Here is a 20,544-nt window from a genome sequence, read left to right on the forward strand (position 1 = left end):
CTGTAAAAACAGAAAAAAGGCTTTCACTTTTCGTCTCATTTTACGTAAAACTTTCATATTAATCTTTAGCTAAATTATTGAAAAACAGTTATTTATGAAGAAATTTTTGTGCTTGCAATATAAGCACGTTCAATATATTTGTGCGAACCAATATATACTTATCACTTACCAATGAAGGACAAGATCATTGCCAAGTTGAAGGAGAAATATCCAAATATTAATCTTTCAAAGGCCAGACTGGACGCCATAGCGGACAAGCTGAAAGTCACTGAGGAGTCTGAAATTGAGGGTAAGCTGGAGGAGCTCAACGACATCTTTCCGTTCGCGGAAGTTGCCAAGCAGGATGATCGGATTCGGGGACTTGAAAAAAAGGACCAAAAGCCGGCAGACGAAAAGAAGCCCGACAATAAACCCGAAAAAGACGACTCAGCCGATGATGATGAGGGAATGCCGAAATGGTTCAAGGGCTACGCAAGCAAGGTTGATTCCTTAGTTGAGAAAGTCCTGAACATTGAAACAGGCAATACCACAAAGACTCGCAAGCAACAGCTTGAGGAGGCTTTGGCCGATGCACCGGAGAAGTTCAAAAAACTGACCCTGAAGAATTTCGAGTTGATGAATTTCGACACCGACGAAAAATTCACGGGCTTTTTGGAAGGGCTTAAAACCGACAAGGCTGAGTTTGCGCAGACAGAGACGAATGAAGTCCTGGAGACGCAAGGTAAGCCCTACGTACCGGGACTGGATGCAAAAAGCTCCTTCGTGGATATGATGAGTAAGATTGGGGAAACTGCTACCAAAAAATAGTCTTTAACACCTAACTCATCCTCATCGATGAAATACGAAATCACTCAACCCGGCGCTGTGCTCGAAGAGCTATGGCAGGAGAAGACGGTACGCGTATTGTCAGGTGGTTTTAATCTGAACCTGACGAATTACCCAGCTGGGCAAATTCATCTGAAAAAGGGTACACCCTTGTTTATTGATTTCGCCAACCGGACCGCTACACCTGTCAAAACCGCCCTGGTTAACGTTTCCATTGCCGATGGTGTGCTGACGTTCCAAACTCCGAAACGGTCCCTGCTCAAAGTAGGTGATATCATCGGTAATGGCACCAAAGCGGCTACCATCACCGCCATCGATACGTCCAATACGGCTTACGATTCGGTAACCGTAGACGCTACACTGGGCGCTCAGGCCGCAGGAGCGGTCCTGACAAGTTCGACATCCGCGGGAAACAACAAGGCGCTTTTAGCTCCGAATGCGCTGGCGTATGCAGACGTCAAACTGGAAGGCCAGCAGGCTGTTTCGGCCGTCTACGAAGCCCACGAAGTGAGCCTGAGCAAATTACCGTATCAGGTTACCGCTGCCATGCAGATCTCGCTCACCTCCCGCTTTTTGTTCGTTCCCTAACCCTTACAATCGACCATGAAATCTATTATCGAAGAAATTCTAGAGCCGGAAGGGTTTGATGCGTTCATCAACGAGCAGATGAAGCTGTCGACCTACGTGCCGGAATGGGAAAAAGAAATGGATACGGATTATTCCGAATCCAAAGCCTTCAACGAGGTAATTGGGACGTATTCGGCCGCTTATGCTGCTTCGGTTGTGGAGAAGAACGCTGACAAGCCTCTTCAAAACATGCCGAACCTGGGCGAGTTGAACGGTACGCTGGCCCGTATGGCTGACCGCTTCCAGCTGGATAACGATCGGCTGGACCGGGTACTGTTTCTGGAAGGTCGCTACCGCGGTCGGGCCGCAAATCTGACCGAAACGCAGAAGCTGTCGGAATACGGCAAGATCACCAAGTTCTTGTTTGATCCGTACGAAAAAGCGGCCATTGCTCCCCACAAACGGATTGATCAGCTGTATTTTCAGGGGCTATCCGATGGTAAGTTCACCGTTTCGCTGGCTAATAACCCGAAAGGTATTCAGTTTGAGCTCCCACTGGGCATTCCAACGTACCAGATTCAAAATGGTGGTGTAGCCTGGGTAACGGTTGCTACCTCAAAACCCGTTCAGGATATTCTTTACGTTCAAAATATCCTGCGTGGCAAGGGCAAAATCGTGACCAAGTTACAGATGACGCCCAATACGTTCCAGAAGATTGCGGGTAGTGCATCGGTAAAGAACCTGTACACGCTCAAGGTTCCGGCTGGTGAAATAGCGCCAGGAGGTATCGTGACGCTGGACATGATCAACCAATACTTTGGTGTGATTGGTTTGCCTGCCATTGAACTGATGGAGAAGTTTTTGGCCAAACCCGATGGTACAGCGGAAAACATGTTCAAAGAGGATCGGGTGGTATTCCGTACAGCTAATAAAGTAGCCAAGCTGCTGATTGCTGATACGGTTGAAAGCAAATTACCGCTACCAAACCGGGTGTACACGACCTATAAGGATAATCTGATCAGTCAATATCGCACGGAGCAGGGGCAGTTCATCGACTACGAAATGTGGGGCTTACCCATTTTCACGGGTCGCGATGATTTCGCAATCCTCAAAGTGGACGAAGTAGCCTCATCGTAGAATGTATCAGCATAGATGGCAACAGTATCTGCAATCGTAACAAGCCAATTAGCCCGATTTGGTCAAGCTCTTTCGCAAGATGAAATGGGGGTTATCATGGCTCAGGCCGGTTTGTCGCCTACCACTGAAGCAACAGGTACCAACTGGCAGCTTGGCCTTGCTTACGGGTTGCAGTTTCTGTTGCCAACTATACCGAAAAGCGTGAGCGAAGGCGGGTATTCGGTTACGTGGAATCAGGAGGCTATTTCTGCCTATATCCAATCGCTGTTCAATCAGGCAGGTGTTACCAATCCATTCAGTAACGCTCCCATCGTTAGGGACGCCAGCAACCGATGGTAAAGCAATATCCCTACGAGCTATGGGCGATGCAAGCCACGCAGGATTCTGTTCAGAATGGTCTGGGTGACTTTTCGGCTTCCAATCCCAACTGGACACTGCTTTCGGTATGCCGCGATGAACCAGGTTCACCGGGTCAAACCGTCACACTTGAGGATTCATCGGTTATCGGCATTAGCAGTCTGATTCAGCTACCTGTAGCCTGTCCGGATATTGCCCAAAACACGCCTGTTCAGGTTCGCGATGGTGTCAAGATTCGTCTGAATACCACGGCTAAACAATTCTCACGTGGTCAACTGCATTGCCGGTTATGGGTGTAGAAAACAGAGCTACCCCATCCAGTATCAAAGCGCATTTTGAAAACATTCGTCAGAACATCAGGCGAATTATTCTGAATAACCTCCGATATCTGGGTGAACAGTGCGTCAATATTGCCCGGTCTGTCAATACGTATCGAGACCAGACGGGCAATTTGCGCAACTCGGTGGGCTACGTAATCATCTATAACGGCCAGGTTGTCGAAGAGAATTTTGAACCAACAGCCAATCCAACATCTACCGGTGGCGGAGGGCCAAACGGTTTACAGGTCGGTCGGGATTATGCGATGAGTCTGATTGCCAACTTTCCAGCAGGCTACGTACTGATTGTTGTGGCGGGTATGGAGTACGCATCAGACGTTGAGGCCAAAGGTAAGGATGTACTGACATCTGCTGAATTGTACGCTGAGGCTGAACTGCCACGAATGCTGACAGAGCTTAAAATCGACATTCAATCGATTCGATGAGACTACCCTACGATTTAAGCAACATTCTGTATCAGGTCCTGAAAGGTTCTGAACTGGATACGGCGTTAACGGGCACTGTCTACAAGCAAGTAAGGCCAAACGGCTCGAAGCTAGAGGATTTAGTCATCAATCCACTGGCCATCGATGCCCGACAGTTCCAGCGTGGCAGAGCCATTGCCAACCTGTACGTACCGAATCTCGATGTGACGCTACAGGGCCAACCTCAACAGGTACCTGATATGGCCAGGCTGAAAGAGCTTGGAGATATAGCTGTCACTGTGCTGCAAGAGTACCATTCGCAGGAATATTCCTACTGGCTACACGAGCCAAAGGATATGCATGATGAAGCTACGGGGGACTATTTCCTACAGCTCACAATTGATTTTCGATTCAATCAAACAAGTCTTTAACGAATCACAATACAATGGCAAAAGTAACAACCTTGGGGATTACCTCGATTAAGATGGGCGCGATCGCTGTCGATGGAGGAGTCGGTACAAGTCTCACTGTCATCGGTAGCACTCGGGAGGATACGGCGGAAATGGTTCAGGAAGATCCAACCAAAACCGAGCTATTCACCGAAGAATCCGATACACCGTTTTATACCGCAGTTAAGCAGGGTAAAATTAGCTTCAATTTCTCACTCGCTGAGCCCGATGTTGATCAGCTGGCAAGGGTCTTTGGGGGAACGACCTCTGGCACACCCAAAGTATGGGATATGCCAACGGCTGTCGTGCAACTGGAGCAAACCTTGGAAATCAACCCAAAAGTCGGGATGAAGTTCCTGATTCCACGCGGTCTGGTTACGGCGAAAATGGGTGGCAAATTCTCTAAAAACGACGCCTTTGCGGTGGCTATTACGGTCGATGTGCTTACGCCGACCAAAGACGGTGTTCCTCCTTTGCGGGTAACCAACCCAGCTTAATCTATTGAACGATAGGCATTAGGGTAGGCCGTTCGGTCTGGCTTAATGCCTATTTTCTTAATCAGCCCATCCATGAAGCATCTATTATCCATCTGTCTGCTACTCCTGACGATGAGTGTACAGGCACAACTTATTGGGTTGCAACCAAAGGCCATGCGGGTTTACAGGGTCAATGATCAGGTCATGATCCGAGATTCTGCAGCGGCAAAATCCCCTGACGTTTTTTCTTCATCGGCCGTATCCGTCGGACCGGGCCGTAACAGCGTTCGGGTAACGGTTGATTATGCCGATATGTACTTCCCGATTACCAAGTTTCTTAAATCCGACGGTACGCCCTATTCCACCGTTTCAGTCGATGCCGCTGTCAACGCTTACGTAGCAAGCCTTCCAACAACCGGTGGACCTACCTCACTCACTGGCCTGGATAATTCAGTAACTAAGTTTACCAGCCTGAGCGATGTCATTTCCTTAATTACCAGTGCCACAACGACCAATGGCGGTTATGCAGCAAAATACGCAGGCAAAAAAGCTGTCTTTTTGGGAAACTCCATCGTTGCCCGAAACGACTGGACCGCGATGCTCAGTACTGCTCTGAACATGACGCCTGTGAATTTAGGGATTGGCGCGGGGGCATTAACGAACGGAGGTACCGTCTGGCAGAGTCTAAGCAACATTCCCAACGATGCTGATTTTATATTTCTAGTCGCTGGAGGTGCCGAATACCTTTTTAATCAGCCATTAGGTACGTCGAGCGATACCACAAATACGACGTTTCATGGAGCGCTGTTTGCGGCTGGGCGTAAAATCATGGCCGAACACCCAACGGCGAAACTGTTCTATTTATCCGAGTACCCCTTTGGGCAGGGAGCCTATTCGGTAGCGATTGGCGCTACGAATGCAGGGGGCAATACACAGCTGTCGTTTTTCAATGCCGTTCGCGATCAGGGTCGAAGGCTCGGTAATCCCTATATTCACCTAGGGGACGGACAGGTTGGCGATAACTTTCCCGGTACGCTGGCCGATAAGATTCACTTCACCAATACAGGAGCCGTAAAAGCGTATGCCTATGTTTATAACTGGCTACGTAACTACGATCCATCGCCTACGGCGCCAACACCTACGGCTGTGGCGACTCCACAGTTTTCACCGGATCCGCTCTATTCATCCACCAGTTCAATAACCGTTACCATTACCAGTGCAACATCAGGCGCGGAAATTCGATACACTACGGATGGGTCAACACCTACCGGTAGTTCAACGCTCTATTCCGCACCGTTTAGCCTGTCTACATCGACGACGGTAAAAGCCATAGGTATCAAGTCGGGATTGACGAACAGTGCCGTTGGTATGGCTAACTATACGATAAGTACCAGCGTAGCCGTACCGCAATTTTCACCCGTTGCCGGTACGTACAGTTCCAGTCTGAGTGTTGGCATTACCAACTCGACGGCAGGGGCAACGATGTACGTAACGACGGATGGCAGTACACCGACGACGAGCAGCCCGGTTTATAGTAGTGCAATTTCAGTCACGGCTACGTCAACGATCAAAGTACTGGCCGTCAAGTCGGGCCTAACCAGCACCACGGCCAGCGCTGCCTACACGATCACGACAGCCACGACGGGCACTTTCTCCTGTACCGACGTAACAGCCAGCGTATTGTCTGGCATGGGTACCAATACCTTCAGCGTTAACGGAGATGGATCAATAAACTTCACCCAATCAGGAGGTATCGGCGGGGTACTGATTAATTCAACCTACAACGCCATGCAGTTCGATGTGAAGGTGGCCGGTACCAACTCAGTAGCTCTTGTTATGGGAACGGGTAGTTCCGGATACCTGTACATAAACCTTCCTCCATCGGGCACTGCGGGTTATGGTCAGGTGTCAACATCCGGTGGACTGAGTGCAAACGGAAACCTTACGCCCTCTGCCAATACAACGGGGGCTGTTGATACCCAATTCAGAACGTACAGACAGGGTAACATCTTTACCGTTCTCCGCAACGATTCAGGTACCTGGACGCAGGTTTGGCAAGGCAACGTAACAAGTCAGGGAGCGCCAAGTACGTACTATTCGGTGGCTCAAACCGGATTTGCCTTTTATACGAACTGGTACCCAACTCCCTATCACGTCAAGTATTGCAACTATACTCCATAGGAGCACTATTACGGTTAAAAAACAGGTTTTCTGATGTCAGAAACGAAAAACTTTGATAAGCTACGGGCTGAGAAACAGGAGCTTGACATTCTCATTGATGCGGGTGTCAAGTTCAGTGTTCCTGAGTTTAGTCTACTACGCATATTCGGAAAGAAAACCAGAGACTTCGTTATTTCTGAGCCCTACCTCGGGACTATGGATCAAATGTCGGTGTATGCGTTGAGGTTAGCCAATGACTTTTCTGAGGAAAAGCTGAAGAGCAATCCAATTGGAGAAAGTAAACGGCTATATCCAAACTCCCGATTGTGCGCGAAAATCATCGCCATCGCCGTACTCAACAACTACTGGACGATCAAGCTCTTTTCCGGCATTCTCGCCCGGTATTTCCTGTGGGGCATCAAACCCAGAGTGCTGGCTGAACTTACGATGATCATCAATACGACGTCGAACATACCGGATTTTACGAACTCTATCAGATACCTGTCCGCCAACCGGACGACGAAACCGACGGAAGTAGAAAATCCAACGGAGAAGGAACCGATAGAGACTCCTCTGGTGGCGGAGGGCTAAAAAGTCCCTATGGACTAAGAGGTTCGATTTGTGCGCACTACGGCTGGAGTTGGCACTACCTGCACTGGGGAATCAAATGGGCTATTGTTCAACGGATCCTGATCGATGCACCCAGCTACAAAAAGCCCAAGAAGGAAAATGAAAATGGGCCGTCGCGAAAACTCGATGAAATGACGCCTGAAGCCAGGGCCGAATTGATGAACAGCTTAAATCAGTATATGCCACAGTGAGATGACGACACTAAAAACAACTTATCGACGCGATTTTGAGAAGCGCAAATTGGCTGTCATTACTTATTACAATAAGTTAGCCTCAACACCGGGGGCTATGAAAATGGCCTGTACTGAGAAAACGATGAAGAAGTTTGGTATCAAATCAAGGGTCACGGTGTGGCGGATGGTAGCTAATAAAGGGGGCTTTAATATCAGTTAGCACAAGCCAAAGTACGTACAAGTTACCATATTTTAGTGAGGGAGAAAAGCCCGATGATTGTCGGGCTTTTCTCCCTCTTTCCAGTTCTACTACCGCTTCTCTTCCTTCATTCTTACTTCTTCTCTTTGTCTTCATCCGGTTTAGGCATCACTGCTACTTTTAATACATCGAATAGGCTATTCTTTATCTTTAACTTTTTGTCGTAGCTTTCCTTCTCTTCTTGCTTCGCTCTTGTTTGCTCTTCATCTTTATAAGCATTAAGTATTGCTTGTAGTTTATTACACGCACTTCCCCCACCATCACCGCTACCTACAAGCCTCTTTGTAGTGGTTGTAGGTTTCTGAAAAGTTTTTTTTATAAAAACCTTGCTATTGTACTTTTTTCCATATCTCTTTGTATAAGGAAAGCTAAAAGGGCTTAAAGCATACACAAAGAGATGAACAATGAAGACCAATCAGCTATAAATGTCCTCCTTCAAGAGAAGGATGGTTTGCTTAGGGAGGTTGAATATATTAACCGTCTAATTGAGCGTATAAAGCTACGCTCTGGTTCGCCTAGCTATGTCCAGCCTCCTGCTTCACAGCCAAATAACTCAAATGGAGTCAACCACTTGCCTTCCTATAATGCCAATGGTTCGTACCTAAAACCCAAAGCTTCGCTTGCAAAGGCTCCCTTTGAACAGAGAATACGAACTGTATTTGAGGAAGTAATAAAACACCCTGTCCGTTTTCCTGAGTTAAAGGTAGCATTTGAAGACTTAAAGCTTCCTGTCGGCAATTTAAGGCATGATACGTCTGAATTGAGAAGAAAAGGCATATTAGTTGCAATCAAATTCAATAATAACGCTACTTCCGTTTATATAGGGCCAAAAGATTGGGTTGTTGAGGCAGACTTTGGGCCGACATTCAAGGAGGAATTTTTCAATCCTGTGGTTTTTGTTCCTAATGGAATATTCGTATCTGAAATAGCATCTTTTAATACAGAGACTAAAAAACAAGAAGGCCACCCAGAGGGGTAGCCTTGAAGATACTGCGTTTCGTTTCGTTGTGGCGACGTTTCGGGGCGCATAGGTGAGAGACAGCGCAACTATATTCGCTGACCGTAGGGTTGGTAAATTATGACCGGATTCATAACCCGGAACAGTAAACAACCATCCTCACCGAAAAAAAGTGGCCGGGGCGTTTCATTTCGCTTCGGCCCTTTTTCATTTGCAATAGTACATTAGATTCCGATAGATTCCAAATTTTGTAGACATACTATATTTTGCAGGCATAGTAAAGAATAGAGACTCAATAAATTTTAAGAGTATACTAAAGAATACCTATATCCTAAATCTTGCCTTGTTTATAAAGCTATAGTATAGCTTCTACCTTGGCAATTAACCTTTTATAGATAGAGCTACTTTCCAGCCTAGTTATCACTTACAAATGCCCCAATAAAGCCAGTTGGGTATAGGGTGGCTTAAGTGATGATGTCATAGGGATGGGAGAGAATTTAGTATCGGTTTATAAACTAACCAATACTTGAAAGCCAATTATCGAAAAGGTCATTACTATTACGTTCTTTTATTGAAATCCAATTTACATTTTCGTAAACAATAATGTTAAATTCGAAATCTTTATAGTTATTACTTAGCTTGCGTTTTTCACCATAGCCAAGAGCGGTTAATGCTTTATTAAGCATTTTAATATCGCTTATATTATGGATTAATAGTTCAATAATAGTTCGCGAAACAAGGAATTGCAATAATTCAGTATTCTTAATTAAATCTTTATAAATATCCTTCATATTCCCGCCGTGAACAATTTTACTTCTAATCCTATACATCTCATTTATATTTTCAAATATTATATTACAGTTGAATGGTTTTTCGCCACATAGTACGGAAATAAATCGTTTTAATCTATATGAAAGCTCTGATTCTTGCTCTACTACGCTTTCAAGAGCAAATAATAGTGTAAGAAACTGGTAATGATAATGAGACGCCTTGTAGCTTTGAATGTAGTTTTCTATTGCAACGCCAATATAGTTTTTGGCCTTCAATCTATTAAAGACTAGGCTAATAAATTCATTGATTAAACCAATGTCTTCTCCACGGTAATTTAGTAGCTTTTCTGAATCATTACCAGTTAGTTGTGTGTCAAAAGATTCCATGAGGCTGCTCTGAAAGAACCCCATATTATTGTCGTAATAAATAATGTGTTCAATTTGTAGATTACTGGGGAATATAATTAGTAGTAATTTCCAACAATTAAGAGCGTCTTCATAATTAAAGTTTTTTATATCAATAAATAATATTAAAAACTTTTGCTCATGATCAAAGTTTATTTCACTTCTTATCTTATTAATAAAAGTAATATTTGCGTCATACATATTTGGTTCTAGTTTCTTTATATAATCATCAACGAAAGAATCTTTAATATTTACAATGACAATATTTTTGAATGAGAAATCGAATACGCTCAAGTCTTTGTATGTACCTGATATTACCGGGATTTTTATAGTCATTTTTTTAATTTTTTTGTTCATTGTTTATAAACTGTTTGGTAGAATTGAATAGAAACAACATTATTATTTACGATAAATAATAATCCTCTTATAAATGCGCTAGCAACGCCAACTGGGTAGGGCGAAAGGTAATAATGTTGTGAGGTGTAGCTTTATAGTTTGGGTCGGTTTGGACTTGTTCGCGTTTAACTTCAACCTCTAAGCCTCCTTTTATCCAAATATCGGAAAGGCTTCTTTTGGATAGGTAGCGCAGCCCAAATTGCTTACTTAGGTAATCTTGAATAATTACCGTGCCTGTTCCCCTCTCCATTTCATAGGTGAGCATTTTTAATTGAATCAACTCTCCTTTGTCAAAAGTCGGAGTTAACACAGCATCAACAGAGAATTTTGAAAGTGGGGACTTTATTAGGTAGGAGTATTCGGTTTTACTAAACTGATGTAAGGTATCAGCCCGAATCAAACGGGAGTAGGTATAGTCGTACTCCTGTTTGGTCATCCCAAAGCGAAAACCCAAAACAATGCTGCTATCGTAAGAGGCTTTTATGTTTTCCCTCCTTATACTATCTACCTGAACACCTGAAACGGCTATGGTGGTTACGGGAGGTTCCTGTCTTTTCTCAGAACAGGAAAAGGCAGCATAAAACGAGAAGAAAAATAAACAGTATCTTATGTCTAGTTGAACCATATTAATTCTTTCTGCACAATCGCGCTTTCGGCTGTATGTTTTAATTCATCAATTGCTCTTTCTCTAGCTTCTCTACTAATGAATCGTTCGCTCATGCCGATTATTTGACCATTGCCCGCGACAATACGGAAATTATATGAAAAGCCATTATTACCCGCCTTGTCATTTCTAATATAACTAGAATCAAGTTTAGCGTTTTTTTTGACTGATGCAATTCCACTTTCAATTCCAGTAAAACTGGAATATCCTTCACTACTTAAGATGTTCTGACCATTACTACCTTTGAACTGGAAAAATAATTGGCCGTCTTTCCTCCTTAATATTACGAATCGCCCCATCGCTTTAGCTTTTTACATGTATGAACTCAACTCAGTAGAATAAAGACGCTCCCAAGCTGGATTATGGGTGCCTGCCATTGCCTGTAGTTTTAGCGCCATATTCGAATCCATTTCAATGACACTCTCAACTATTAAATCTTGATATAACCTTAACTGGTTCATCCTAATATAACCAGCCCTAGCCCCATTATGTGCTATCCCCCCTCGATCTGTCACAAATGCATCTATTTTAGCTGGCTTGGTAGCTGATCCCCATAATGTAGTACAATCTTCGATCCCCAAATATGCATTATATAGCAGCTTGAGATTACCAGCTTTAGGTGTATTCAACGATTGAGCATCCAATCTAGCATAAGCAAGCCATACATCTTTCCATCCATCGCCTGCCATAGCCAGAGGCTTAAGATCATGTTTATCCTCTTTTACTTTTTTGCTAATTGTCTTTTTTATTGAGTTATTAAGCAAGTTTACATCATTAACCGAGCTGTTCAGGTATTGGATCGACTCTATTATTAAATCCTCGTTATATCGCTCCCAAGCAGCACATAGCATAACGACCGCACTTCTGGTTAGGTGTCCTAAATTCTTACGCCCTCGTCTGTTTTGAGTATAGTAACTGTGTGTTTCAATTAACCTTAAAACATCAACTCGAATATATAGAAAATTGATATAAGCGTTCGATGGCATGGAATAACGAATAATTAAAAGGTAAAGTAATTTAGGAAGAACTGATGAGGCTGATTTTACTACCTTTCGCTATTGTTATAGCAACTAAAATACAGTCCCTGTAAAGTGACAAGCGTTTAAACTGTGCAAAATATTTTCAAACTTTAACTAGGATGCATTATAAAGTGCATATATTTAGCGACTGAAACTAAACTCATGGAAGACCTAAAGAAGCGGGTGGGGTATTTAATTAAACAGGCTCGTATAAGTAGAGGTATTACTCAAAAGGAGCTTGGGGAGCTAATAGGTGCTTCTGAATCTCAGATTAGCCGATACGAAAGCGGTAATATAAATATATCTGCTGATGCAATAAGCAAGATTGCAAATGCCCTAAACTATGACATTTCGATAAACTTTACTTTAAGGTAAATCATAGGTTTAATAATTTTACCAAATAACTTGCATCTCATTTAAAGTTAGATTAATATTGTATCAGCTAATGCAAGGGAAAGTCCCTTGTTAACATAAGAAACCCGTACCTCTGTCGCCAAACTTCGATACGGGTCTTATGTCCACTAGTTAAACAGGCATGTTTAAAAATGAACACGGAGCAAAGCTACGTGGGTAGGGGGAATTCTGCAAACACCCCTCCACAAACGGCCAATTCTGGCCTTCAAACCCCGTTTAATCGGGAAGACTGGCAAAGTAAACTCCTGCTGGATATTTACCAGGACGACGAAGCCAGAGACGATTTATTTACGCTGCTTTATCAGGTCTGGGACTTCAACGATTCAGACACTCCTTTCGAGTTAATAGGAGAGCTTTTTAGCTTCTGGATTTCTCGCTCCCAAAACGACCTAAACGAAAAGCAGTTTGAGGTACGCAATCTGTTTAGCCTGATAACCTTTTTGATTACACTCAAAAATAGGTTCGTGTGCTTTGATAACAATTCGGGCTATACCAATAAGTATAAGCTCAAGCAAAAGGAGGTGAGCCATGAATAATAGCAACCTTACTTTTCGCGCTCAAGCTAGTCAACTCGTTACCACCATAGCCGTAAATACGGGCGAAAATCGCCTACTAATTTGGCAACGTATATGGAGTAGGTTAGAATCTCATTTGGGGATTAACATACACCTTTTCCCACGTATCGAGGGTGAGTGTTTGCTATCGGTAGCTGAACGAAACGACCTACTAAACGAGGTTTACAGCCTTGCTTTTGCCGAACACTTATACCAGCAACAGTACGAAAGTTAATGGAGGCCGCTACTGTTAATAATCAAACGAGGGTTTCTTACTCTCGTTTGATTGCCTCCATTCGGCGTACCGAACAATACGAACAATGGAAACGAGCCGTATTCATTCGCGACCGCTTCACCTGCCAACAGTGCGGGAAACGCAACGGACGCAAGCGAATTATTGAAGCGCATCACATTATAGAGCTATCGGCTTTAGTTCGTGAAAATGGAATTAGCTCTATTGATGAGGCCAAAGAGTGCCTTCTATTGTGGGAGGTCAGTAACGGGCAAACGTTGTGTCACTCCTGCCATGAGCAAACGGACAGTTATCCAAAGAATTTTGTTAAACCAGTTAAAAAGAAACGAAAGAGATGCCTAAGCTAGTAAGCCTAAGTCAAAAAGATGTTGAGGTTATCATTGATGCCTACAGGCAAGGAGACTCATTAGAAACATTAGCACGTCGTTACCATTGTAGTTCAAGTCCGATTTATAAAATTATTGAGCAAGCGGGTATAACGCGCAAGCTAAAATTTAGCAACCTTTCTACTGAAACGCAGGCTGAAATTGTAAGAGCTTTTAGGGGTGGGGCATCTGTAAGCGACATTGGCAAGGCAATGACTTTGCCTTACAACTGCGTTTATCATGTCCTTAAAAAGGCTGACTGCAATCTCAGAGTCCGGCGAGTAAATAACCAAGATATTGAGCAAATGAGGGCCTTATACGATAAAGGTATTAAGGTTTATGAAATCGCCCAAACGCTTAATCTAAGCGATGCAACTGTTGGCAATTACCTTCAAAAATACCACCCCAATTATAAGGGAATATTTGCTTTATCTCCTGATGAAATTCAACAGGCAATTAAAGACTATGAAAGTGGTGAATCCTCGGAGTTGATCGCCAAAAATCTACGTGTTTCTGCTAGTAGCATCTGTAAAACCTTAAAAAGGCACGGCGTTAAAATTCGCCGAACTGTGCTTAGTCCCGATAAAGCCGAAAGGGACTTTGTTCCATTATTTGAACCAAGACCAATCCCCAAGTGCCAATACCCTGGTATATATAAATTCACCAACCTTGTTAACGGTAAGGTGTACATAGGCCAATCTCAAGATATGTATCAACGCTACCGAAATCATACCAAAATGCGGTTAGAGGATGGGCTATTCCCTCGCGCACTTAAAAAATACGGAGTTGGTAATTTTAACTTTGAGGTTTTGGAGCGAGTTGACGACCTTTCAAAAATCAACGAACGCGAGCAGTTTTGGATGGATTTTTATCAGTCATACAACAGGGCTAAAGGTTACAATTTGGCTACCATAGCCGCAAGTAATCGAGGGGTAAAACGCCCTCCTCACGTAGTTGAAGCAATGAGGGTTAGGGGTAAACTTATGTTTAATGGCCCCAACAATCCCATGTTTGGCAGGAAGCAGACAGAAGAAACAAAACTCAAAATCTCCGAAGTCAAAAAGCAGCGACTTATACCTACCGAATCGCAGGTAAGAGCAATTCAGGAAAGGCTAAAAAAAGTCAATCAGATTGATATAAAGACAGGGGAGGTAATTCGGGTTTGGGGGAGTGTCGATGAAGCAAGCCAAACCCTTTCGCTGTCAATCCATTCTATAAAAAGAGCCTGCATAGGGTATCGGAGCACCCCAAAAGGTCGCATCCCCAAAACCACGCACGGAGGCTTTAAATGGCAGTACGTATAAAAACAAGAAAGCCCGATTTAATAAGTCGGGCTTTCTTGTTAAGTAAAAAGTCTCGCAGCTACTTTTCCAACACAAAGGTGATAGCGAATGAAACAAAGAAATTATCGCCACTGCTTATGGCAGGAATCGTATTGACTATTTTATATTCTTCATCCAACAGTTTTTGCAATTCTGGGTAGACAGTCTCAATACCCCTTCCTTTGCGAGTTTCTAATTCATGCGTGGTGGGACCATGCCCCATAATTGTAATTACCTTTTGCATATAAGTTGTTTAAAGTTGCTCTATCGAAGTTTTTATTGTTGTTCGGGCCAAGTACGCTTGTAGTAAGCATAGAAAGCATTCCAAACCACTACAACACTTGCGCCAATCGTATATAAATGCTCGGTATCTAAATCAACGGTTGCGTATAGTTTTTCAAAGGTTTTTATTGCCATACGTAAGGCAACAAAAAACGACGCGCCGGAAAAGAAGCAGGTTGTGACGTTATCAAGTAAAACCTTGTTATGCTTACTCCTAATCTTTAAAATAACAGGATGCGAAAGGCATATTAACAAGGCTCCTCCAACAATGACAATAGGTGAGATAATTTTATAATAAACGGGCATTGTGTGAGCTACTTATGCTCGTGATAGAGTTTAATTACCTCAGGCACAGCAACGGCAACCAGTCCAATTGCGCCACCCCAGACGGCTCCCGTAAAGCTAATCAACGCCCCTATCCCTCCACCTCCGATTACCCCTAGCAAAGAAGAATTAACAATAGCAGATACCTCTTTCATGTTAGGTTCGGAACTGATTGTTTTGTGCGCTCTGGGGTACCGGCGATCTACCCGTTTTGCGTGACTTAACTTTGTTTTATGAGCCTTTTTCGTTTCCATAACCTTACCTAGTGTACGGCTGTGCATATATCGTGCAGATGCCGTGCAGTGATCGTTCACCAAATGAACAAAATTTAGGCCGGTTTTGGTAATAAACCAATAGATTTTTTTGCAAATTTTCTTGCAGATTTCCTTGTAAATTTTCTTGACAATAAAACGAACAGCCCTGTAAATCAATATAGGGCCGTTATAATTTCTGCTTCGCATCTTGTTGCATGGGCTGTTTCACTTCATGTTTTACACTTTGTTTAATACACTGATAATCAAGAAAATAACTTTTTAATATTGTCTTTTGAGGGCTTAACTTGTGGGAAAAAGTAACTCCTTTCCCCAAGTTTTAAGATGAGCCTAAATGGTCCCTTAGACTTCGACGCGGTAATTCGAGATGTTAATTTTAACTCTACCATCCAACAGATGGAGCGTAGAGTATTAGGATTGACCACTACAACTGTTCGGGAGTCAGCCAAAGTTGATAGTGCCCTTCAAAACATAGGCCGTTTAGCTCTTGGTGCATTTGCCTTTAGGGGGTTATCTGATTTACCTCAGCAGATAGTAAAAGTCCGGGGTGAGATGGAGCGATTAGAAATCTCACTCTCCGTTTTATTACGCTCCAAATCCCAAGCCGATGACCTTTTAGGTAAAGTTGTAAAATTTGCTGGGTCTACACCCTTTAGCGTCAAAGATGCAGCAGATGGAGCCAAACAGTTACTTGCCTATGGATTCTCAGCAAAAGAAATAATTCCCACCTTAAGCAAGCTTGGTGACGTAGCCGCCGGTATGGGGCTACCACTTGAAAGGCTTGTCTATCTTTTCGGCACGACTCGCACATCTGGCCGATTGATGACAAAGGATTTGAATCAATTTACGGATAGCGGAATTCCTTTAATAAAAGAGTTAGCCAAACAATTCGGCGTAGCAGAGGATAAAATTCGCGGCATGGCCGAAGAGGGCAAATTTGGCTTTAAAGAAGTCAAAAAAGCCATTGAAGATATGACTTCGGGTACTGGGTTGTTCTCTGGTACGCTAGAAGCTCAAAGTAAATCAATTAATGCTCTAAAGGAGCGTTTAGGCGATGCTTACGAGCAGATGCTTAATCAGATTGGTAAAGACAATCAGGATATAATAGCCGGAATACTTAACGGAGCAACAGAAGCCGTAACACAATACGACTCAATTCTGGACATCCTAAAGATACTGGTGGCTACGTATGGAGCCTACCGCGCAGCCGTGCTTGCAACAAGCGTAATTGAGCAAGCTGCTGATTTAGCGAAAACGCGAAGAGCCGCGTTGCTTACTGCTGAGATTGCGTTAGCACAATCTAAGGTTATTATCACCAGAGAACAGGCTATTGCCGAAGCGCAGGCGGCAAGTGCAACAGGATTCCTTACTTTATCTCAAATAAAGTTAGCGGAGGCTACTGCTTTAGCCTCAGAAGCACAAGCGGCCTCTGCTGCCATTGCTGCCACTAATGCAACAAAAGTAGCCGCTTCGGCAACCCTTGCAGCTAGGGCACAAGCATTCTTGAATTCAACTATTCTAGCCAATCCGTATGCGTTGGCGGTAGCTGCTATTGTTGCCGTTACAACTGCTCTTGTTATTTATAAAAGCGAGTTGACAGGTGTTGAAAAAGCAGAGGAGGCACTAAAGAAAGCACGTGAGGATGCCGCTACGGAAACTGACAAGGAAAGGGCAAAAGTTGAGTTGTTAAGAAGCACAATCAATAATGAAAAACTAACAAGGGAGGCACGCAATAAAGCCCTAAAAGAATTAATTGACCTTTCACCTGACCACCTAAAAGCACTCACTCTTGAAAACGTAAAAACGACAGAGGGCACTACAGCGATTAACGACTACATAGAAGCCCTTGCTCGTAAGATTGAAAAACAGAAACTAGATGCCGAATTAGTCGAACATTTGTCTAGACGTAACGACGCGCTTAATAATAAGAATGAGACCGGTTTTTTCTCGAACTTATTGACCGGGGCGGCACTATCCGAAGGGGCTTATAATGGCGATGTTCAACAGGCACAGGCTGACAAAAAAAGGCGATTAAACAAAGAAATAGCCGCCGAAGAACAGGTTATTATTGATAAAATTCTTGAACGAAATAGGGCACTTGATGAAGCAGGAAAAGCGGCTGTTAAATCTGAAACGGCTGCTCAGGCCGCAAAAGGCAAAACCATTGAGCAAATTGACCAAGAGATTGAGGAGATTAAGAAAAAGATAAATACCGCCAATACTGATGCTCAGAACGCAAGGTATCGGAAGGATATTGACGCGCTACTCAAGCAAAAGCGTCGTTTAACGGGCGAATTAACGACCGAAGAAAAAAGACAACAACGTGAGGCTGATAAGGTTGGCCCGTTTGGGTCTATCTCCTATTTTGAAAATGTCGCCAAGAAGAGTGACGAAATTCTGCAAAAGCTAGTAGCGGGTAAGGATGATGCCAAAATTGCCGAATACCTAGCCAAAAAACAGGCGGCTGAGTATCAGGCAGAGGAGTTAAGAAAGAAGCAGGCTATCAAAAGCTTTGAAGAAGAATTATCGGAGAAAGAAACGAAGTATCTGGTTTATGAAAATCTCTTAACCGCTTACGGCAAAGAGTCGGCTGACGCGCAATTTCAAGACCTATTGAAATCGGGGACATCCTATCTGGATTTTCTTAATAATCAGATTTCGCAACTTGAAGATCAACGTACTAATGTCGGCTTGACCGATAAGGAAGCGGGTAATTTAAGTCAGTTAATTGAGAAACGTAATGCCGTAACGGGCCAAAAAACCTCGCTGGATTTATTTGTTGAGGGTTTGAGAAAAGCTCAGGTTGAATCGGTTTCCTTAACTGATTACTTGAACAAACTTTACGAAAAACAGGAGGCATTAAATAAAACCAGCCCTCTTGCGCCGGATTTCTTCAAAAAGAAAGAAGCCGTTGCCACTGAAATTGTCCAAGCCGAACAGCAACTTAAAGATTTTACTAACCAGTTTCTGCAATCCTCAGCTAGTAACGCAGAGGCTGAGTTGGCTATTAAACGCAAGTATAACGATCTGAAATTAGGTCTGGACAAAAAGTACAATAATGAAACTACGGCTGACTATTACAAAGCATTAGCCGATATAAATACAAAGGAAGCCGAAGAGTTAGAAGAGTTCAAGAAACGAAAGTTTGAGGAGGGGGAAGCCTATAAAGCTACTACCAAGATTATTTTAGAGGAAGGTCAAAAAGGGCTAAAAATCCGAATTGCCAATCAGCGCGCCGTTGTTGAGGATGCTAAAAGTAACGGCGGCATCAACACTGAATTTTACAAAGAACAATTACGCATACTTCGTGAACTTGAAAAAGAAGCCGAACAGGGTTCTTCTAACATCCTTAACGTATACGTAGGGGCGGTTGGTCAATTTGGACAAGCATTGTCTCAATTAGGTGGCGATGCAGCCGTAGCAGGTAATCTACTGGTAGGGCTATCCTCAACAATTAGTACGGTGGTCAAAGCCATGAAAGAAGGCCTGAAACCTTCGGAACGCTTGGCGATTGGTATACAGGGGCTAATGAGCCTCATCAATGATTTTAACACAGCCTCAGAGCAGCGCAAAAAAGTTGATGAGGACTACTATAATTCTATCATTTCTCGCCAGCAGCAGTATAATCTACTCCTCAATGAGCAATTAGGTCTCACTACCCAGAACAGAAACAACATTTTTGGTGAAGACTATTTGGGTAAAATTAATAATAACTATAAGAAGCTCAATGATGCGCAGGTAAAGTATCAGCAGTCCATTCGCAAGCTCGCCGAAGGACAGGCTAAGGTTGGAACCCGCGATTCCTTAAACGCTGGTAAGGCCCTGTCCGGTGCTTTATCCGGCGCGGCCATCGGCACGGCAATACTCCCCGGCGTAGGTACTGTCGTTGGTGCTGCAGCTGGTTTTATTGGGTCACTTTTTGGGTCGGCTAAGGAAAAACAGGAGGAGTTTGCTAGCCTATTACGAGTGTACCCCGACTTAATTAAAGAAGGGGAAAAGGGTGTATATGAATTAAATTCAGCCTTAGCGGAGAGTTTAGTTAAAAGCGCAGCGGTAGATGACAAAACCAAAGAACTGATTCAATCGACGCTGGATTGGAAGAAGCAGATTGATGAAGCGAAAGTGGCTATTAAAGATATTGTCAAATCACTGGTTGGTGATTTGGGCGGCAAACTGGGCAACAGCTTAGTTGAAGCCTTTAAACTAGGTCAGGATGCTGCTGTAGCGTTTAAGGGTACGCTGGAAGAAATTTTGGAGGATTTCACGGCGAAACTCATCTACTCCAAAGTACTTATGCCGTATCTGGAAAAATTCGGCGATGAGGTAGCGGAATCGCTAGGGCCGAATGGTGACGGGCGGATTGATGATGATACGGCTCGGTTGTATGAAAAAGCACCCCAAATCATCAAGGCAACAAACGATTTGTTGCAACAGGCTATGGATGGGGCCAAACAAATGGGCTTTGATATTCTGAAAAACAAAAATCTTGCCCCCAATACGGGTTCCGGACCGAATAGCGCCACGAATGCCATTCGAGGTGTGACTGAAGAGACGGCGGGATTGCTTTTGGGCCAATTCAACGCCTTTCGAATCGGTCAGGCTGATGCCACTATCGTTATGCGTCAGCAACTACTATCGCTCAACAACATCGAGACGAACACAGCCCGTCTGGAGCGAACCAATGAGCTGTTGAGCTCGGTGGATAATCGGTTAAAAAATCTGGAAAGCAACGACCCGTTACGGGGTATTGGAATTCCGAAATAGCATGTAA

The 20,544-nt window shown here is 43.7% G+C and carries 24 protein-coding genes; 16 read left to right on the forward strand and 8 right to left on the reverse strand.

The annotated features are described in order from the left end of the window. Positions 1-171 precede the first annotated feature (171 nt). The 10 genes from ACYVF1_RS14875 (at position 172) to ACYVF1_RS14920 (ending at position 7,304) form a co-directional block, all read left to right on the forward strand. Complete coding sequence (locus tag ACYVF1_RS14875) at positions 172-807, forward strand: hypothetical protein (protein WP_461080049.1); 636 nt, start codon at positions 172-174, stop codon at positions 805-807. A 27-nt stretch (positions 808-834) separates the two neighbouring features. Continuing rightward, on the forward strand, positions 835-1,413 hold the full coding sequence (locus ACYVF1_RS14880; RefSeq protein WP_461080051.1) for a hypothetical protein: 579 nt from the start codon (positions 835-837) through the stop codon (positions 1,411-1,413). 15 nt (positions 1,414-1,428) lie between these two features. Next, positions 1,429-2,529 (forward strand): hypothetical protein, encoded by a 1,101-nt coding sequence (locus ACYVF1_RS14885; RefSeq protein WP_461080053.1) that lies wholly within the window; start codon positions 1,429-1,431, stop codon positions 2,527-2,529. A gap of 15 nt (positions 2,530-2,544) precedes the next feature. After that, on the forward strand, positions 2,545-2,868 hold the full coding sequence (locus tag ACYVF1_RS14890; protein WP_461080055.1) for a DUF6706 family protein: 324 nt from the start codon (positions 2,545-2,547) through the stop codon (positions 2,866-2,868). Continuing rightward, complete coding sequence (locus tag ACYVF1_RS14895) at positions 2,862-3,185, forward strand: hypothetical protein (protein WP_461080056.1); 324 nt, start codon at positions 2,862-2,864, stop codon at positions 3,183-3,185. Before ACYVF1_RS14890 ends, ACYVF1_RS14895 begins: the two co-directional genes overlap by 7 nt. Next, positions 3,176-3,649, forward strand: coding sequence for a hypothetical protein (locus tag ACYVF1_RS14900; RefSeq protein ID WP_461080057.1), 474 nt, complete (start codon positions 3,176-3,178; stop codon positions 3,647-3,649). The genes ACYVF1_RS14895 and ACYVF1_RS14900 overlap by 10 nt, the downstream gene beginning before the upstream one ends. Next, complete coding sequence (locus tag ACYVF1_RS14905; protein WP_461080059.1) at positions 3,646-4,059, forward strand: hypothetical protein; 414 nt, start codon at positions 3,646-3,648, stop codon at positions 4,057-4,059. Before ACYVF1_RS14900 ends, ACYVF1_RS14905 begins: the two co-directional genes overlap by 4 nt. Before the next feature lie 14 nt (positions 4,060-4,073). Beyond that, positions 4,074-4,574 (forward strand): hypothetical protein, encoded by a 501-nt coding sequence (locus tag ACYVF1_RS14910; RefSeq protein WP_461080060.1) that lies wholly within the window; start codon positions 4,074-4,076, stop codon positions 4,572-4,574. Positions 4,575-4,646: 72 nt separating this feature from the next. Continuing rightward, positions 4,647-6,734, forward strand: coding sequence for a chitobiase/beta-hexosaminidase C-terminal domain-containing protein (locus tag ACYVF1_RS14915; RefSeq protein ID WP_461080061.1), 2,088 nt, complete (start codon positions 4,647-4,649; stop codon positions 6,732-6,734). Between the two features lie 33 nt (positions 6,735-6,767). Continuing rightward, positions 6,768-7,304, forward strand: a complete 537-nt coding sequence (locus ACYVF1_RS14920) for a hypothetical protein (RefSeq protein WP_461080063.1) — start codon at positions 6,768-6,770, stop codon at positions 7,302-7,304. Between the two features lie 544 nt (positions 7,305-7,848). Here ACYVF1_RS14920 and ACYVF1_RS14925 read toward each other — a convergent pair. Continuing rightward, complete coding sequence (locus tag ACYVF1_RS14925; protein WP_461080065.1) at positions 7,849-8,166, reverse strand: hypothetical protein; 318 nt, start codon at positions 8,164-8,166, stop codon at positions 7,849-7,851. A gap of 6 nt (positions 8,167-8,172) precedes the next feature. On the opposite strand from ACYVF1_RS14925, the gene ACYVF1_RS14930 reads away from it, so the two are divergent. Continuing rightward, a complete protein-coding gene (locus ACYVF1_RS14930) occupies positions 8,173-8,754 on the forward strand; it encodes a hypothetical protein (RefSeq protein WP_461080067.1) in 582 nt (193 codons plus the stop codon). A 494-nt stretch (positions 8,755-9,248) separates the two neighbouring features. On the opposite strand, the gene ACYVF1_RS14935 is transcribed toward ACYVF1_RS14930, so the two are convergent. The 4 genes from ACYVF1_RS14935 to ACYVF1_RS14950 form a co-directional block, all read right to left on the reverse strand. Beyond that, on the reverse strand, positions 9,249-10,265 hold the full coding sequence (locus tag ACYVF1_RS14935; RefSeq protein WP_461080069.1) for a hypothetical protein: 1,017 nt from the start codon (positions 10,263-10,265) through the stop codon (positions 9,249-9,251). Positions 10,266-10,332: 67 nt separating this feature from the next. Then, complete coding sequence (locus ACYVF1_RS14940) at positions 10,333-10,929, reverse strand: hypothetical protein (RefSeq protein ID WP_461080071.1); 597 nt, start codon at positions 10,927-10,929, stop codon at positions 10,333-10,335. Continuing rightward, entirely contained in the window at positions 10,917-11,267 is a 351-nt protein-coding gene (locus tag ACYVF1_RS14945; RefSeq protein WP_461080073.1) for a YegP family protein, read from the reverse strand. The genes ACYVF1_RS14940 and ACYVF1_RS14945 overlap by 13 nt, the downstream gene beginning before the upstream one ends. A gap of 12 nt (positions 11,268-11,279) precedes the next feature. Continuing rightward, the gene (locus tag ACYVF1_RS14950; RefSeq protein ID WP_461080075.1) at positions 11,280-11,954 is read right to left on the reverse strand and encodes a HEPN domain-containing protein; all 675 of its coding nucleotides are present in this window, start codon (positions 11,952-11,954) and stop codon (positions 11,280-11,282) included. Between the two features lie 195 nt (positions 11,955-12,149). Between ACYVF1_RS14950 and ACYVF1_RS14955 the strand changes: the two genes are divergently transcribed. The 4 genes from ACYVF1_RS14955 (at position 12,150) to ACYVF1_RS14970 (ending at position 14,877) form a co-directional block, all read left to right on the forward strand. After that, the gene (locus ACYVF1_RS14955; protein ID WP_461080077.1) at positions 12,150-12,362 is read left to right on the forward strand and encodes a helix-turn-helix domain-containing protein; all 213 of its coding nucleotides are present in this window, start codon (positions 12,150-12,152) and stop codon (positions 12,360-12,362) included. A 170-nt stretch (positions 12,363-12,532) separates the two neighbouring features. After that, positions 12,533-12,937, forward strand: a complete 405-nt coding sequence (locus ACYVF1_RS14960) for a hypothetical protein (RefSeq protein ID WP_461080078.1) — start codon at positions 12,533-12,535, stop codon at positions 12,935-12,937. Positions 12,938-13,189: 252 nt separating this feature from the next. Beyond that, on the forward strand, positions 13,190-13,555 hold the full coding sequence (locus tag ACYVF1_RS14965; protein ID WP_461080080.1) for an HNH endonuclease: 366 nt from the start codon (positions 13,190-13,192) through the stop codon (positions 13,553-13,555). Continuing rightward, a complete protein-coding gene (locus tag ACYVF1_RS14970; RefSeq protein ID WP_461080082.1) occupies positions 13,543-14,877 on the forward strand; it encodes a GIY-YIG nuclease family protein in 1,335 nt (444 codons plus the stop codon). Before ACYVF1_RS14965 ends, ACYVF1_RS14970 begins: the two co-directional genes overlap by 13 nt. Positions 14,878-14,935: 58 nt before the next feature. Here the strand turns inward: ACYVF1_RS14970 and ACYVF1_RS14975 are convergent, their stop codons facing one another. The 3 genes from ACYVF1_RS14975 to ACYVF1_RS14985 are packed head-to-tail and all read right to left on the reverse strand — an operon-like array spanning position 14,936 to position 15,755. Further along, positions 14,936-15,139 carry a hypothetical protein gene (locus tag ACYVF1_RS14975; RefSeq protein ID WP_461080084.1) on the reverse strand — a complete coding sequence of 68 codons (204 nt, stop codon included), beginning with the start codon at positions 15,137-15,139 and terminating at the stop codon, positions 14,936-14,938. A gap of 32 nt (positions 15,140-15,171) precedes the next feature. Continuing rightward, positions 15,172-15,483, reverse strand: coding sequence for a hypothetical protein (locus ACYVF1_RS14980; protein WP_461080086.1), 312 nt, complete (start codon positions 15,481-15,483; stop codon positions 15,172-15,174). 8 nt (positions 15,484-15,491) lie between these two features. After that, complete coding sequence (locus ACYVF1_RS14985; protein ID WP_461080088.1) at positions 15,492-15,755, reverse strand: hypothetical protein; 264 nt, start codon at positions 15,753-15,755, stop codon at positions 15,492-15,494. Positions 15,756-16,169: 414 nt separating this feature from the next. Between ACYVF1_RS14985 and ACYVF1_RS14990 the strand changes: the two genes are divergently transcribed. After that, positions 16,170-20,537, forward strand: a complete 4,368-nt coding sequence (locus ACYVF1_RS14990) for a tape measure protein (protein ID WP_461080090.1) — start codon at positions 16,170-16,172, stop codon at positions 20,535-20,537. Positions 20,538-20,544 lie beyond the last annotated feature (7 nt).

The organism is Spirosoma flavus, assembly GCF_054778555.1.